Raw genomic sequence first — 14,095 nt, 5'->3', positions numbered from 1 at the left:
GCCCGGCTTTTCAATGTTGGGCAGGCTGGTTCCCAGGGACGGCATCCCGCCGGTCCCGTGTCATGACAGGGTTCACGACGATGGGTGACAAGCTCGCCAACAAGAAGAAGAAATCCCAGAAGGCCGCCAAGCCGGCGCCCAAGGGCCCGGCCACCGTTTCCGACATCAAACCGTCCGCACCCCGCAAGTGAGGCGGCAAGGCGCCGCTCCGGCCTGTGCCGGGGCGGCCCCGCGGGCGCCGGGGGCCTTAGCCGTAGTGCGTTACAGGTGTGCCCGCGATGGCGCCCACGTTCAGCAGACCGCGCGGCGTGATCGAGGGCGACACGATATGTGCGCGGTTGCCCATCCCCATGAGGATCGGCCCCACTTCCAGCCCGCCGCCCTTCATCTTGAGAATGTTGCGCACGCCTGACGCCGCATCCGCATGGGCAAAGATCAGCACGTTTGCCGCCCCGTTCATCCGGTTGGTGGGCAACAACCGGGCGCGCAGGTCCGGGTCCAGCGCCGTGTCGATGTTCATCTCGCCCTCATAGCAGAAATCATCGCCCGCCGCGTCCAGAATGCCGATGGCCGCGCGCAGGCGACCGCCGGTGCCTTCGCCCTGGTTGCCGAACTGCGATTGCGAGCAGAAGGCGATCTTGGGTTCGATCCCGAAGCGGCGCACATGCCGCGCCGCGCCGCGCGCCACTTCGACGATCTGCTCGGGGGTGGGATGCAGGTGCACATGGGTATCCGCGATGAACAGCGGGCCGTCTTCGAGGATCATCATGCTGAGCGCCCCATGCGGGCGCAGCCCGTCGCGGCCCAGCACCTGTTCGACGTAGTTCAGATGCCAGCGGAATTCCCCGAAGGTGCCGCAGATCAGGCTGTCGGCCTCGCCCCGGTGGACCATGACCGCGCCGATGGCGGTCGTGTTGGTGCGCATGATGGCCTTGGCGATGTCGGGCGACACCCCCCGCCGGGCCATGAGGTGGTGGTAGGTTTCCCAGTAGTCGCGATACCGCGGGTCGTTCTCGGGGTTCACCAGATCGACGTTGTCGCCCAGCCGCAGGTTCAGACCGGCCTGTTCGATCCGTTTCTCGATCACATCGGGGCGTCCGATCAGGATCGGGGTTTCCACCGTCTCCTCGATGATCGCCTGTGCGGCGCGCAGCACGCGCTCGTCCTCGCCCTCGGCAAAGACCAGGCGGCGGGGGGAGACGCGGGCGGCTTCGAAGACCGGGCGCATCAGCAGGGCGGACTTGAAGACCGAACTGTCCAGCTTGCGCTTGTAGGCGTCCAGATCCTCGATGGGTCGTGCCGCGACGCCGGTTTCCATCGCGGCGCGCGCCACGGCGGAGGACACCACGCCGATCAGCCGCGGATCGAAGGGTTTGGGGATCAGGTAGTCGGGGCCGAAGGTCAGTTGCTCACCCTGATAGGCCGCAGCCGCCTCGGCGCTTGTCGTGGCGCGGGCAAGGGCGGCGATACCGTCGATGCAGGCCAGCTGCATTTCATCGTTGATCGTACTGGCGCCCACATCCAAGGCGCCCCGAAAGATGAAGGGGAAGCACAGCACGTTGTTGACCTGATTGGGAAAATCCGACCGACCCGTGGCGATGATCGCATCGGGGGCCACGGCGCGGGCAAGGTCGGGCAGGATTTCCGGTGTCGGGTTCGCCAGGGCAAAGATGACGGGCCTGCTGGCCATCTTGCCGACCATCTCGGGCGTCAGCACGCCGGGGCCGGACAGGCCGAGGAACAGGTCCGCGTCGGGGATCACATCGTCCAGCGTGCGCAGGTCGCTGTCCTGCGCGTATTCGGACTTGATCGGGTTCATGTCGACCTCGCGGTCGGTGTGGACCAGCCCGTGAATGTCGCACAGCCACACGTTTTCGCGCTTTACGCCAAGCTTGAGCAGCATGTTCAGGCAGGCGATGCCCGCGGCGCCGCCGCCGGTCGAGACCACCTTGATGTCCTCGAACTTCTTGCCTGCGACGTGCAGCGCGTTCTTGGCCGCGGCGCCGACGACGATGGCGGTGCCGTGCTGGTCGTCGTGGAAGACCGGGATATTCATCCGTTCGCGGCAAAGTCGTTCAACGGTGAAACAATCCGGCGCCTTGATGTCCTCAAGGTTGATCGCGCCAAAGGACGGTTCCAGCGCGCAGACGATATCGGCCAGTTTTTCCGGGTCGCTCTGATCCACTTCGATGTCGAAACAGTCGATGTTCGCGAACTTCTTGAACAGGACCGCCTTGCCCTCCATCACCGGTTTGGAGGCGAGCGCGCCGATGTTGCCAAGGCCCAGCACAGCCGTCCCGTTTGTGACCACCGCCACCAGGTTGGCCCGCGCGGTATAGAGCGCCGCCGCAGCCGGGTCGTCCTTGATCTCAAGGCAGGCTTCGGCCACGCCGGGGGAATAGGCGCGTGCCAGGTCGCGCCCGTTGGCCAGCGGCTTGGTCGCGCGGATCTCAAGTTTGCCGGGCTTCGGCAGCGCGTGATAGTCAAGTGCTGCTTGCCGCAGGTTGGACGTGTCTGACATGCGCGGTGGCTCCTGCTGAATTTTGTTTAGCGTTAAACTAATTTCCGTGTCGCCGCCAGAATGTCACAAGCCGGAGGTCTTGGCAAAGCCGATTGCACGCCGAGACAGGGCGCCGACTGACGCAGGGGGAGGGACGATAATCAAGGGTTTTGTCCTTTGATACTTTCTGCAAGGATTTCCATTCATAGGCTGGAGGGAATGATCATGGTTTCAGAATTGCGCCAGGCGGCGACGGCGGTCCGCGAGAACGCCCATGCGCCCTATTCCGGTTTCAAGGTGGGGGCGGCGCTGCGGGCCGCGTCGGGCACCCTTTACGTGGGGTGCAACGTGGAAAACGTGGCCTATCCCGAGGGAACCTGCGCCGAGGCGGGCGCAATCGCCGCTATGGTGGCGGCGGGCGAGACCGTGTTGAAGGAGGTCTATGTCATCGCCGACAGCCCGATGCCCGTGACCCCCTGCGGGGGCTGCCGTCAGAAACTGGCCGAATTCGGCGCGGCCGAGGTGCCGGTGATCATGGCCACCCTTGGGGGGGAGGAACAGCACACGACCATCGCCGAGCTTCTGCCGGGCACCTTCACAGTCGCCCATATGGAAAGCCAAGGATGAACGCCCGCGCCATTCTGGCGAAGCTGCGTGCAGGCGATGACGTGTCGCGTGATGACCTGACCTGGTTCGCGCAGGCCCTGGCCGACGGCGGCGTCAGCGACGCGCAGGCCGGCGCCTTTGCCATGGCGGTCTGCCTGAACGGGCTGTCGGAAGATGCGCGGGTGGCACTCACGCTGGCGATGCGCGATTCGGGGCGGGTGCTGTCCTGGGATCTGGACGGGCCGGTGCTGGACAAACATTCGACCGGGGGCGTGGGCGATTGCGTGTCGCTGATCCTCGCGCCCGCGCTTGCGGCCTGCGGGGCCTTCGTGCCGATGATCTCGGGACGCGGGCTGGGGCACACCGGCGGCACGCTGGACAAGCTGGAGGCGATCCCCGGCGTCGGCACCCAGCCGGACGAGGCGCGCTTTCGCCAGATCGTCGCGCAGGCGGGTTGCGCCATCGTGGGGGCGACCGCGGACATCGCCCCGGCGGACCGGCGGCTTTACGCGGTGCGCGACGTGTCGGCCACGGTGGACTCGCTCGATCTGATCACGGCGTCGATCCTGTCCAAGAAGCTGGCCGCGGGGCTGGACGGTCTGGTGCTGGACGTCAAGGTGGGCAGCGGCGCCTTCATGAAGGACCTGCCCGCGGCGCGGGCGCTGGCGGGCGCGCTGACCACGACCGCGAACGCGGCCGGCTGCCGGACCACCGCGGTGATCAGCGACATGAGCCAGCCGCTGGTCCCGAGCCTGGGCAACGCGCTGGAGGTGGCAGAGGTGATGCGCGTCCTGACAGGTCCGGTGCGCGGGCCGCTCGTTGAAGTGGCCGCTGCACTGGGCGGGGTGCTGCTGGCCAACGGCGGGCTGGTGGCGGATGTGCAGGACGGGGCCGAGGCCATCGCGCGGGTGATCCACAATGGCGAGGCCGCCGACAGGTTCGGCAGGATGATCGCCGCCATGGGCGGGCCGGTCGGTTTTGTCGACAGCTGGCAGCGGTTCCTGCCCGAGGCCAGTGTGATCCGCGAGGTCAAGGCCACGTCGGCGGGGTATGTGCGGGCCATAGACGGCGAGGCGCTGGGCCTTGCGGTGGTGGATCTGGGCGGCGGTCGCAAGGTGGAAGGCGATACCGTCAATCCTGCCGTGGGCCTGTCGGATGTGGTGCGGTTGGGGGCACAGGTGGCCAAGGGGCAGACACTGGCGGTGGTGCATGCCAGCCGGTCCGACCACGCCGACAGCGCCGCCGCCGCGGTGGCCGGGGCGCTCACCCTGGGGGCGGCCGCGCCTGACCTGCCGGCGCTGATCATCGAAAGGGTCGGATGATGCCGCGCGCTTTTCTGGTGGTGATGGATTCGGTCGGGATCGGCGGCGCGCCGGATGCGGAGAGCTATTTCAACGGCGATGTGCCGGACACCGGGGCCGACACGCTGGGCCATATCATGCGGGCCTGCGCGCAGGGTGATGCGGAGGAAGGGCGCACCGGCCCGCTGAAGCTGCCGAACCTGATGGCGCTGGGCCTTGAAGGGGCAATGGCGTTGGCCAAGGGAGAGGCGATGCCGACGACCGGGCGCGATGCCACCTTCGGTGCCGCGACCGAGGTCTCGCGGGGCAAGGACACCCCCTCGGGCCACTGGGAACTGGCGGGCCTGCCGGTGCCCTGGGACTGGCATTATTTCCCGGACAAGCGCCCCGCCTTTCCCGATGACCTGTCCGCTTTCGTGGCAGAGGCCGCAGGGACGGACGGCATCCTGGGCAACTGCCATGCCTCCGGCACCACGATCATCGCGGAACTCGGCGCGCAGCATTGCGAAACCGGCTGGCCGATCTGCTACACCTCCGCCGATTCCGTGTTCCAGGTTGCCGCCCATGAAGAGAGCTTCGGGCTGGACCGGCTGCTGGCGCTGTGCGAGGCCATCGCGCCGCGCCTGCACGGGATGAAGGTGGGCCGGGTGATCGCCCGCCCCTTCACCGGCAGCGCGGAGACAGGCTTCGCCCGCACCCCGAACCGCCGGGATTTCGCCATCACGCCGCCCGCGTCGATCCTGACCAACTGGGTGCAGGACGCGGGCCGCCGGGTCTATGCGGTGGGCAAGATCGGGGACATCTTTTCCATGCAGGGCATCGACGAGGTCCGCAAGGGCACCGATGCCCGGCTGATGGACCATCTGGCCGACCTGGTGAACGAGGCCGGGCAGGGCAGCCTGACCTTCGCCAACTTCGTGGAGTTCGACAGCCTTTATGGCCATCGCCGCGACGTGGCGGGCTATGCGCGGCACCTGGAGTGGTTCGACGCCGAGATCGGCAAGCTGCTGGCGCGGCTGCAGCCCGGTGACATCATGGTGCTGACCGCCGATCATGGCAATGACCCCACATGGGTCGGCACCGACCACACCCGCGAGCGTGTGCCGGTGCTGGTCGCCGGGGCGGACGAGGGGCCGCTGGGGTTGATCGGTTTTCAGGATGTCGCGGCATTGGTGGCGCGCCACCTGGGCGTCGGCACGGGCGGCTAGGGTCCCGGCGGTACTGCCGCGGTCGGCAGGCCGGTTCCGCCGGGAATGCCCGTGACCAAAAAGACAGGGGTGCATGCTTGCGGAGCATGCATTTTCACGCGACAACGGGGCAAAAGGAAACTGCTGCCATGCCTCCGATGACCGAAGACCACCTGACGGTGGTGGACCACCCGCTGGTCCAGCACAAGCTGACCATCATGCGCGACCGCGACACACCGACGGCGGTGTTCCGGCAACTCCTGCGCGAGATCAGCCAGCTGCTGGCCTACGAAGTCACCCGCGGCCTGCCGATGACCACTAAGAAGATCAATACGCCCATGCAGGAGATGGACGCGCCCACGCTGGACGGCAAGAAGCTGGCGCTGATCTCGATTCTGCGGGCGGGCAACGGGCTGCTGGACGGGGTGCTGGAACTGATCCCCTCCGCGCGGGTCGGCTTTGTCGGGTTGTACCGGGACGAAGAGACGCTGCAGCCGGTGCAGTATTACTTCAAGGTGCCCGAAGGTCTGGACGACAGGCTGGTGATCGCGGTGGACCCGATGCTGGCCACGGGCAATTCCTCTGCCGCCGCCATCGACCTGCTGAAGCAGGCCGGGGCGACCAATATCCGGTTTCTCTGCCTGCTGGCGGCGCCCGAGGGAATCGCCCGGATGAAAGAGGCCCACCCCGATGTGCCCATCGTGACGGCGGCGGTGGACGAGGCGCTGAACGACGTGGGCTACATCGTGCCGGGCCTCGGCGATGCCGGAGACCGGATGTTCGGCACGAAGTAGCCAGCGCAGGCGCTGAAATCGCCAAGATCCCGGGTTGGGCGCTGGACACGGTGGTCAGGCTGGGGCATCCTTGGCCCATATGTTGAATTCTGATTGTGTGGGGGCACGAGATGAAGCTTAGAAGACTGGTTGCCATTGCTGTCATCATCGCCTCTGGCGGTTTACTGGCCTTGCAGGCCGATGCCCAAGAGCAGTTGCCAGCGGAATTTCCGCCCGCTTCCTACAAGGGCAAGCAATATGTCGATAGCAAGGGATGCGTGTTCATCCGCGCGGGCATCGACGGAGATGTGTCATGGATTCCGCGCGTGACGCGGGCCCGCCAGACCGTCTGCGGATTCAAGCCAACCCTGGCCGGGCAGGTCGCCTCCGCAGCGCCGGCTGAAACCTCTGCGCCCCCCCCGGTGCAGATCACGTTGAACGACGCCCCTGTCGCGGCTCCCGCTCCGGCGCAAGTGCCGCGCAAAGTGGTCAGGCGACAGCCCGCGCCCGCGCCCGTCGTGGTGCGCCAGACCGCACCGGCACCCAAGCCGCAACCCCGTGTCGTGCCTGCCCCGGTGGTGGTCGCGGCGCCTACGCCCACGCCCACGCCCGCGCCTGCTCCGGCGCCACAGACCCGGCCCGCGCCCCGTGTCGCCTCCGCCTGCGAGGGCGCGTCGCCGCTCTCCCGGCAGTACCTTCGGGGCGCACCCGGCGCACCTGTCCGTTGCGGGCCGCAGGCCGAACCGATCGTCGCGCCCAGCCGCGTTGCCACGGTACGGCAGGGCGATGTCAGCAGGGCGGCAGACGACATCACGATCACGGCCAAAACCCGCATCGTGCCCAAGCACGTGGCGCAGAACCGGATCAATACCATCGACAACGTACGTGCGCCCAGGGGGTACAAGCAGGTGTGGGACGATGGCCGCCTGAATCCGCACCGTGCGGAACAGACCCTGGCGGGGCGCAGCGACATGCTGCTGATCTGGACCCAGACCGTGCCGCGCCGCCTGATCAACCAGCGCACCGGGCGCGACGTGACCGCCTCGGTCCCGCTGGTCTATCCGTACCTCGACATCGTCACCCAGCGCCGGGAACTGGGCGAGGTGACGATCGTGCAGCGCGACGGTCGGTTGGCCAAGCGGATTGTGCGCAACAGCGCAAGCGCACGCGCCACGACCAAGCGGCAGCCGGTCTATTCCAGCCGCTCTGCGCCACAGGCGGCACAGCCTCAGGCAGCCGCCGCGTCCCCTGCGTTGGCTGGCAAGCGTTTCGTTCAGATCGGCACCTACGGCAACCCGTCGAACGCCAGACGCGCTGCGCAGAACGTCGCCCGGATGGGCATGGCCGCGCGCATCGGCAAACACAGCCGGGGCGGCAAGACCTACATGACGGTGCAGGCTGGCCCCTTCCGGTCAGCCGGGGCGGTGCAATCCGCGATGAACCGGCTGCGGGGGGCTGGCTACCGCGACGCATTCGCACGCTGATCCGGCCTTAACCGGACTGTATCAATGGCCAGTCGGCGGTGATCCGGCTGGCCATTTCCTTTGCCCAAAGGGTGTAGAGCCGGGCGGAGGGATGAAACCCGTCGGACGCCATAAGGCCAGGCGCCAGGGGCAGGTTGAAGGGCACATGCAGGGCGCCGCCGCTCCCGGCAAGGTCGCGCGCCAGGGCGGTCTCCAGCTTGCGGGCATGGCGGGCCAGGGCCCAGCGCAGGGGATCGGGCAGCAGCGGAAAATGCCCCAGCGGGGGGATGCCGCAGACATAGATCAGCCGCGGCGCGTAAAGCACCCGAAGCCGGTCGATCAGCGCGCGTTGCTGGCGCAGCCAGAGACGTACGGGCAGTTGCCGGGTGACGTCGTTCACGCCAAGCGCGGTCACGATCACGTCCGCCGGGGCCTGATCGCTGTGGGACAGCCGCTGCAGGGTGCTGCGGGTGGTCGCGCCGGTCGCCGCGTCGAGGTCCCAGCAGACCGTGTGGCGACGCGAGAGCATCGCGGCAAGCTGTCCTGCCAGCGCGTCCTGCTGCCGTGCGACGCCCACGCCGGCGGCGGAACTGTCGCCGATGATGCGCAGGCGCAGGGTCGGGCCGGAGCCGAGCTTGCCCCGGCGCGGCCCGGCTGCCTCGGGCAGGTGCAGCGCGCGGCGGCGCACGGCGACCGCCTGCGCCAGCAGCACCGGCGACAGGGCCAGACGGGCGGCAAGGTCCAGCATTATCCGCCGCAGATGCTCTGCAGCCGCAACCAGTTGGCATCCGACATCAGCGGCGCGGTCAGCTTGCCCGCCATCGGATCGCCCTCGATCAGGGGCAGGGTGGTCTCTCCGGTGATGTCGCGGGCATAGGCGTAGGGCGTGCTGCGGACCTCGGCCTGGGCAAAACGCGCCAGCTGCGCAGCCGGTGCCACCGGGGCGGATTCCGTGGCCACGAGGTGCTCGGCGTAGCGGTCCAGCGCCTTTGGCGCGATGTCGCCCGTGGTCAGCAGGCGGAAATTTTCGCGCAGTCCCACCACGTCAAGCAGGTCGCGCAGCGGGTCGCTGGCGGCGCGCCGGGTCATTTCGGTCAGAACGTATCCGGCGGCGACATCCGGTTCCTCGAAATCCTCGATCACCCCGCGATCCAGCAGGATCAGACCGCCCGGCAGGTGCAGGCTCTCGCGGGTCATGTCGGGCAGAACGGCAAGCTTGCCCGCGGACAGCCGTTTCGACAGCAGCGCCAGCGCGGCGCGACCGGCGGTGTCAGAACAGGCCGGCCCCGAAACCCGCTCGATCCGGTCCAGCAGGGCCAGCCCGATTTCCACCCGTTTGACCCCGGGAACAACCCGCAGGGTGTGGTCGCGCATCGCGCCGGGAAGCCAGAACAGCGCCAGCGCCGCCACCACCACGACAGACACCGCCAGACCCACCACCCGAAGGCGGCCGGGCCGGGGGCGGGCGCGGGTGATGGCGCGGCGCAGGGTCTCTATCGCCTCGATCATGTCGGTCTCGTCCTCGGCGATCTCCAATGTCTCGCCGGGGTCGCCGTCCGGATGGTAGATCGCCGGGTTTTCGCCGGGGTTGGCCCGCGCCACCGCGGCCAGTGACCAGTGGGTGAGGGGCCGGTCATGCAGGTTCGAGATCACCAGCGTCGCATCGCCGATCGACACGATCACCTCCTGCCGCTGGGCATCGGGCGCCGCACGCCAAAGCGCGGTCGCCTCAATCCTGGCGTATCTGGTGAGGGCGGTCATGAGGGTGGCGGCCTGTCTGTCGTTTTATCCCACCATATCATCCGGGGTGGCAGCGGCAATGGCCCAGCACGGCAGAGCCACCGCACGCCCGGACAGCGAAGCGCGCCCTCTCCATCCGCCCCGCTTCTTTATGCGAAAAATAATCTCGGGGGTCTGGGGGCAGACAGCCCCCAGCGGCCGGCAAGGATCCCGGACCCCCGCCAGTCAAAGCGCCGCCGCTTGTTTGCGCAGTTCGAATTTCTGGATCTTGCCGGTAGAGGTCTTGGGCAATTCCGTGAACACCACCCGTTTCGGGGTCTTGAACCCGGCCAGGCTTTCGCGGGCAAAGGCGATCAGCGCCGCTTCGTCCTCCGCGGCCCCCGGCTTCAGCTCGACAAAGGCGCAGGGCACCTCACCCCATTTCTCGTGGGGCTGGGCCACCACGGCGGCAAGGTTCACGTCCGGATGCCCCATCAGAACGCCTTCGACCTCGACGCTCGAAATGTTCTCGCCCCCCGAAATGATGATGTCCTTGGCCCGGTCGGCGATCTGGATGTAACCGTCGCTGTGCTTCACGGCGAGGTCGCCCGAGTGGAAATACCCGCCCTGGAATGCCTCTGCGGTCGCGTCGGGGTTCTTGAGATAACCCTTCATCACCCCATTGCCGCGGAACATGATCTCGCCCTGGGTTGTCCCGTCGGCGGGGACGGGGGCCAGCCTGTCGTCGGTGACGGTGATCTCTTCGAAGATCGGCATGGCGATGCCCTGACGCGCCTTTTTGGCCGCGCGGTCGGCCCCCTGCAGCGGCTCCCATTCGTCCCGCCACATGCATTCGGTGCCCGGACCGTAGGTCTCGGTCAGGCCGTAGACCTGGGTGACGTTGAAACCCATGGGTTCGATCTTGGCCAGGGTCGCGGGCGCGGGCGGTGCCCCCGCGGTGAATACCTCGACCACATGGTCGAACGCGCGCCGGTCTTCCTGGGGTGTGTTCACCAGCGCGTTGAGCACGATAGGCGCGCCGCCGAAATGGGTGACGCCCTCGTCCGCGATGGCATCAAAGATGTTCTTCCCGGTGATGTCGCGGCAGCAGACCAGGGTGCCGCCGACCATCGGCATCATCCAGGTGTGACACCAGCCGTTGCAGTGAAACAGCGGCACGATGGTCAGGTAGACCGGGTGCAGCACCATGCGCCAGCTCAGCACCTGCCCCATCGCGTTCAGATAGGCGCCGCGGTGGTGGTAGACGACCCCCTTGGGCCGTCCGGTCGTGCCGGAGGTGTAGTTCAGCGCGATGGATTCCCATTCGTCGGAGGGCATGATCCACTCGAAGGCCGCGTCGCCTTCGGCCAGGAATTCCTCGTAGGTCGTGTGCCGCCCGGTCGCCGGATGGCCCGCAGCGGGGTCCGGCACCTCGATGATCTGCGGCCCTTCGCCAGAGATTTCTTCGCGCGCGGCCTCGACCAGCGGCACGAACTCCGTGTCCACCAGGGCCAGTTTTGCCTCGCCGTGCTCAAGGATATAGGCCACCGTCCCCTTTTCGAGCCGGGTGTTGATCGTGTTCAGCACCGCGCCGCAGGCGGGCACGCCGAAATGCGCCTCGGCCTGGGCGGGGATATTGGGCAGCAGCGTTGCCACAACATCGCCGGGCCGGACGCCCCGCGCCGCGATGGCCGAGGCCAGTCGGCTGCACCGGTCGTGATATTCGGCATAGCTCACCCTGTGGTCGCCATAGACGACCGCCGTGCGGTCCGCGAACACCCGGTTCGCCCGCCTGAGCTGCGACAGGGGCGTCAGCGGCACGTAGTTTGCCGCGCATTTGTCCAGCCCTGTCTCGTCCTGCATCCATCCCATCGGTGTCCTCCCTGTTCCGCGCCCGGTGTATCGAGTATTGCGGTCCGAACATGTCTTTGAAATGCTGAAAAGAAAAGAGGTATCGGGTGAGCGATCAGACAATCAGTCCGGGGCTGGCGGCAGTTTGCGTGCTGGCTGGCATGGCGGCGCTGGGCCTGACCGACAATTTCGTCCCCCATATTTCCGAGCGCGGGTCGCTCTGGCAATTCCATTTCCTCCGCACGTTGATGGCGATGGCGGTCATGGCGGCGCTGGTTGCGCTGGGGTGGGGGAGTCTTCGACCGCGAAGGCCCTGGGCGGTCGCGGGGCGCAGCCTGTTCCAGGGAGGGGCGATGCTGATCTATTTCGGCTGCCTGTCCGTGTTGCCCATCGGTGTGGTCGTGGCGGGGCTCTTTACCTCGCCGCTGTTCGTGGTGCTGATCTCCATCCTGTTTCAGGGCAAGCGGGTCGGCCCCTGGCGCTGGGGCGCGGTGGGCATCGGCTTTGCCGGGGCGCTTCTGGTGATCCGGCCCGATCCCGCCGCGCTGGACTGGGTGTCCTTCGCGCCGATCGTCGCGGGCCTGCTCTATGCCATCGGGGCGGTCGCGACCCGCGCCTGGTGCGAAGGCGAAAGCACGCTGACCCTCACCGCCGGTTTCTTTGTGGCGCTTGGCATCTTCGGGCTGATCGGCATGGTTCTGGTCCCCGGCACGGGCGCGCCCGAGGGGCACGCGGGCTTTGTCCTGCGCGACGCCGGGCCGGTGGACGCGACCATGCTGTTCTGGATCTTCGTTCAGGCGGTCGGGTCGCTGATCGGGATCGGGCTGATCTTTCGCGGCTACCTGCTGGGCGAGGCAAGCCATGTGGCGGTCTTCGAATACGCGTTGCTGGTCTTTGCCAGTTTCTGGGCCTGGGTGTTGTGGGGACAGACCGTGCCGCCGTTGGGGCTGGCGGGCATGGCGTTGATCGCCTGCGCGGGCAGCATCATCGCCCTGCGGTCGGACGAACCGGTGTCGTCTGGCCGCACTCCCACCGGAGAGGGCGCATGATCATCAGCCGGGGGCGGTCCTACATCTTTGTCCATATTCCCAAGACCGGGGGCACCTCGCTTGCCCTCGCGCTGGAGGACCGGGCGATGAAGGATGACATGATGCTGGGCGATACGCCCAAGGCAGCGCGGCGACGTAAAAGGCTGAAGGATGCGCCATCTGCGGGCCGGTTGTGGAAGCACAGCACGCTTGCGGACATCGACGGGCTGGTGTCCCCGGCCGAGATTGCGGGCATGTTCACCTTTACCCTGGTCCGCAACCCCTGGGACCGTGTCCTGAGCTATTATCGCTGGCTGCGCGGGCAGACCTTTGATCATCCTGCCGTCACGCTGGCGCTGGCGCGCGATTTTGCGGGGTTCCTGTCGGATCGGACCACGCAGGACAGTCTGCGGCACTGGCCCGCGTCCCGCTACATGCGCGATGCCACGGGGGCAGAGCGGTGCAGCGCCTACATCCGGCTTGAGCATTTCGCCGCGGATGCAGCACCTTTGTGGGATCACCTGGGGTTTCGACTGGACCTGCCGCATGTCAACGCCTCGGCCTGCGCCGGCGTCGACCGGGGTGTCTATACCCCCGCGCTGCGCGACATCGTCGCGCGTTGCTGTGCCGACGACATCGGGCGATTCGGCTACTCGTTCTCCTGAAGGGGCATGTCTGCGTTAATCTTGTCGCTGCGATTTACCGCGTCTTGCGGAACAATCATTGCAGTCTGCACCAAACTGTTTCCAGCCTTAGGGGTAATGCCCCAATTGCGCCGTTTTTCCGTCCCGTACCGGACATGGGAATCACTCCAATTGGTCGCAGAAACTGTACCGGCGCCCTGCCACGGCGCTTCACCATGGGGATGGATGAGATGTTTGGATGGAAGACGAAAGAGCCGGGCCGACGCTCTGCGGAGATGACCGGGGCCTATGACGGCGGTCTCGCCATGATGACCCACGGGTTGATCGCCGGGACACGGGTCGCATCCAACCTGGGCTGGCGCCCGGTCGAGGCGCTGGCGGTGGGCGACTGTGTGCTGACCTTTGATCACGGGATGCAGCGGATTGCCGAATTGCGCCGCGTGACCCTGTTCCTTGACGCGCCGGATACCGATCCGGCCTGCTGGCCGGTGATCGTGCCCGCCGGTGCGCTGGACAACCGCAGCGCATTGACCCTGCTGCCGGACCAGGGGGTGATGGTGGAAAGTGATGCGGTGTCGGACATCTACGGTGATCCCTTTGCCGTCGCGCCTGCACAGGCGCTGGTCGGGTTGCGCGGCATCCACCGGGCACCCCCGCAGGAGCAGTTGGAACTAGTCATGATCGGCTTTGCCGACGAGCAGGTGATCTATGCCGAGGGCGGCGCGCTGATCCATTGTCCCACCGCCCGGCCCGCGCTGGACAACCTGCTGGACCCGGCCCGACCGGTCTACGACGTGCTGGGGATGCACGATGCCGCGTATCTGGCCGGATGCCTGAGCGCCGAGGACCGCATCCTGGCGACAGCCGGGCGGATGGAGGGGCTGGGCGCCTGCTGCTGACCCGGCGCTGCGGCCCATCTGGAGGGGGCCGCGCAGCCGGAACGAACGTCCCCATCTCGGGAAGCGCCGCGGGTGAGAGACGCGGCCCTTTCCGGGGCGGTCGACCTGTCCGGCGCGGCGTCGA

Annotated in this window: 13 protein-coding genes; 9 read left to right on the top strand and 4 right to left on the bottom strand. The window is 67.4% G+C overall.

The features are described 5' to 3' along the window. Positions 1–80 precede the first annotated feature (80 nt). Positions 81–191 carry a malic enzyme gene (locus FIU94_RS01195; protein ID WP_152464045.1) on the top strand — a complete coding sequence of 37 codons (111 nt, stop codon included), beginning with the start codon at positions 81–83 and terminating at the stop codon, positions 189–191. A gap of 56 nt (positions 192–247) precedes the next feature. Here the strand turns inward: FIU94_RS01195 and FIU94_RS01190 are convergent, their stop codons facing one another. Beyond that, positions 248–2,521 carry an NADP-dependent malic enzyme gene (locus FIU94_RS01190; protein ID WP_152464044.1) on the bottom strand — a complete coding sequence of 758 codons (2,274 nt, stop codon included), beginning with the start codon at positions 2,519–2,521 and terminating at the stop codon, positions 248–250. Between the two features lie 204 nt (positions 2,522–2,725). On the opposite strand from FIU94_RS01190, the gene FIU94_RS01185 reads away from it, so the two are divergent. From FIU94_RS01185 to FIU94_RS01165, 5 genes are all read left to right on the top strand, one after another. After that, complete coding sequence (locus tag FIU94_RS01185; RefSeq protein WP_152464043.1) at positions 2,726–3,127, top strand: cytidine deaminase; 402 nt, start codon at positions 2,726–2,728, stop codon at positions 3,125–3,127. Continuing rightward, the gene (locus tag FIU94_RS01180; RefSeq protein ID WP_152464042.1) at positions 3,124–4,428 is read left to right on the top strand and encodes a thymidine phosphorylase; all 1,305 of its coding nucleotides are present in this window, start codon (positions 3,124–3,126) and stop codon (positions 4,426–4,428) included. The genes FIU94_RS01185 and FIU94_RS01180 overlap by 4 nt, the downstream gene beginning before the upstream one ends. Beyond that, a complete protein-coding gene (locus tag FIU94_RS01175) occupies positions 4,428–5,615 on the top strand; it encodes a phosphopentomutase (protein ID WP_152464041.1) in 1,188 nt (395 codons plus the stop codon). The genes FIU94_RS01180 and FIU94_RS01175 overlap by 1 nt, the downstream gene beginning before the upstream one ends. A gap of 137 nt (positions 5,616–5,752) precedes the next feature. Continuing rightward, on the top strand, positions 5,753–6,388 hold the full coding sequence (upp, locus tag FIU94_RS01170; RefSeq protein WP_152466904.1) for a uracil phosphoribosyltransferase: 636 nt from the start codon (positions 5,753–5,755) through the stop codon (positions 6,386–6,388). 110 nt (positions 6,389–6,498) lie between these two features. Beyond that, a complete protein-coding gene (locus tag FIU94_RS01165) occupies positions 6,499–7,851 on the top strand; it encodes an SPOR domain-containing protein (RefSeq protein ID WP_152464040.1) in 1,353 nt (450 codons plus the stop codon). 7 nt (positions 7,852–7,858) lie between these two features. Here FIU94_RS01165 and FIU94_RS01160 read toward each other — a convergent pair whose 3' ends face one another. From FIU94_RS01160 to FIU94_RS01150, 3 genes are all read right to left on the bottom strand, one after another. Further along, positions 7,859–8,578 carry an SGNH/GDSL hydrolase family protein gene (locus tag FIU94_RS01160; RefSeq protein WP_152464039.1) on the bottom strand — a complete coding sequence of 240 codons (720 nt, stop codon included), beginning with the start codon at positions 8,576–8,578 and terminating at the stop codon, positions 7,859–7,861. Further along, a complete protein-coding gene (locus FIU94_RS01155) occupies positions 8,578–9,591 on the bottom strand; it encodes a hypothetical protein (protein ID WP_152464038.1) in 1,014 nt (337 codons plus the stop codon). Before FIU94_RS01155 ends, FIU94_RS01160 begins: the two co-directional genes overlap by 1 nt. 204 nt (positions 9,592–9,795) lie before the next feature. Continuing rightward, positions 9,796–11,421, bottom strand: coding sequence for an AMP-binding protein (locus tag FIU94_RS01150; protein WP_152464037.1), 1,626 nt, complete (start codon positions 11,419–11,421; stop codon positions 9,796–9,798). Between the two features lie 86 nt (positions 11,422–11,507). Here FIU94_RS01150 and FIU94_RS01145 point away from each other — a divergent pair, with 86 nt between their 5' ends. From FIU94_RS01145 to FIU94_RS01135, 3 genes are all read left to right on the top strand, one after another. Further along, complete coding sequence (locus tag FIU94_RS01145) at positions 11,508–12,449, top strand: DMT family transporter (RefSeq protein WP_254702583.1); 942 nt, start codon at positions 11,508–11,510, stop codon at positions 12,447–12,449. After that, positions 12,446–13,093, top strand: a complete 648-nt coding sequence (locus FIU94_RS01140) for a sulfotransferase family 2 domain-containing protein (RefSeq protein WP_152464036.1) — start codon at positions 12,446–12,448, stop codon at positions 13,091–13,093. The genes FIU94_RS01145 and FIU94_RS01140 overlap by 4 nt, the downstream gene beginning before the upstream one ends. Before the next feature lie 209 nt (positions 13,094–13,302). Continuing rightward, entirely contained in the window at positions 13,303–13,971 is a 669-nt protein-coding gene (locus FIU94_RS01135; protein ID WP_172975822.1) for a Hint domain-containing protein, read from the top strand. The last annotated feature ends 124 nt before the right edge of the window (positions 13,972–14,095 follow it).

It is taken from the genome of Sulfitobacter sp. THAF37 (assembly GCF_009363555.1).
GTDB lineage: Bacteria > Pseudomonadota > Alphaproteobacteria > Rhodobacterales > Rhodobacteraceae > Sulfitobacter.
The sequence above is the reverse complement of the archived record's forward strand: the minus strand, read 5'-3'. Positions and strand labels throughout refer to the sequence as shown.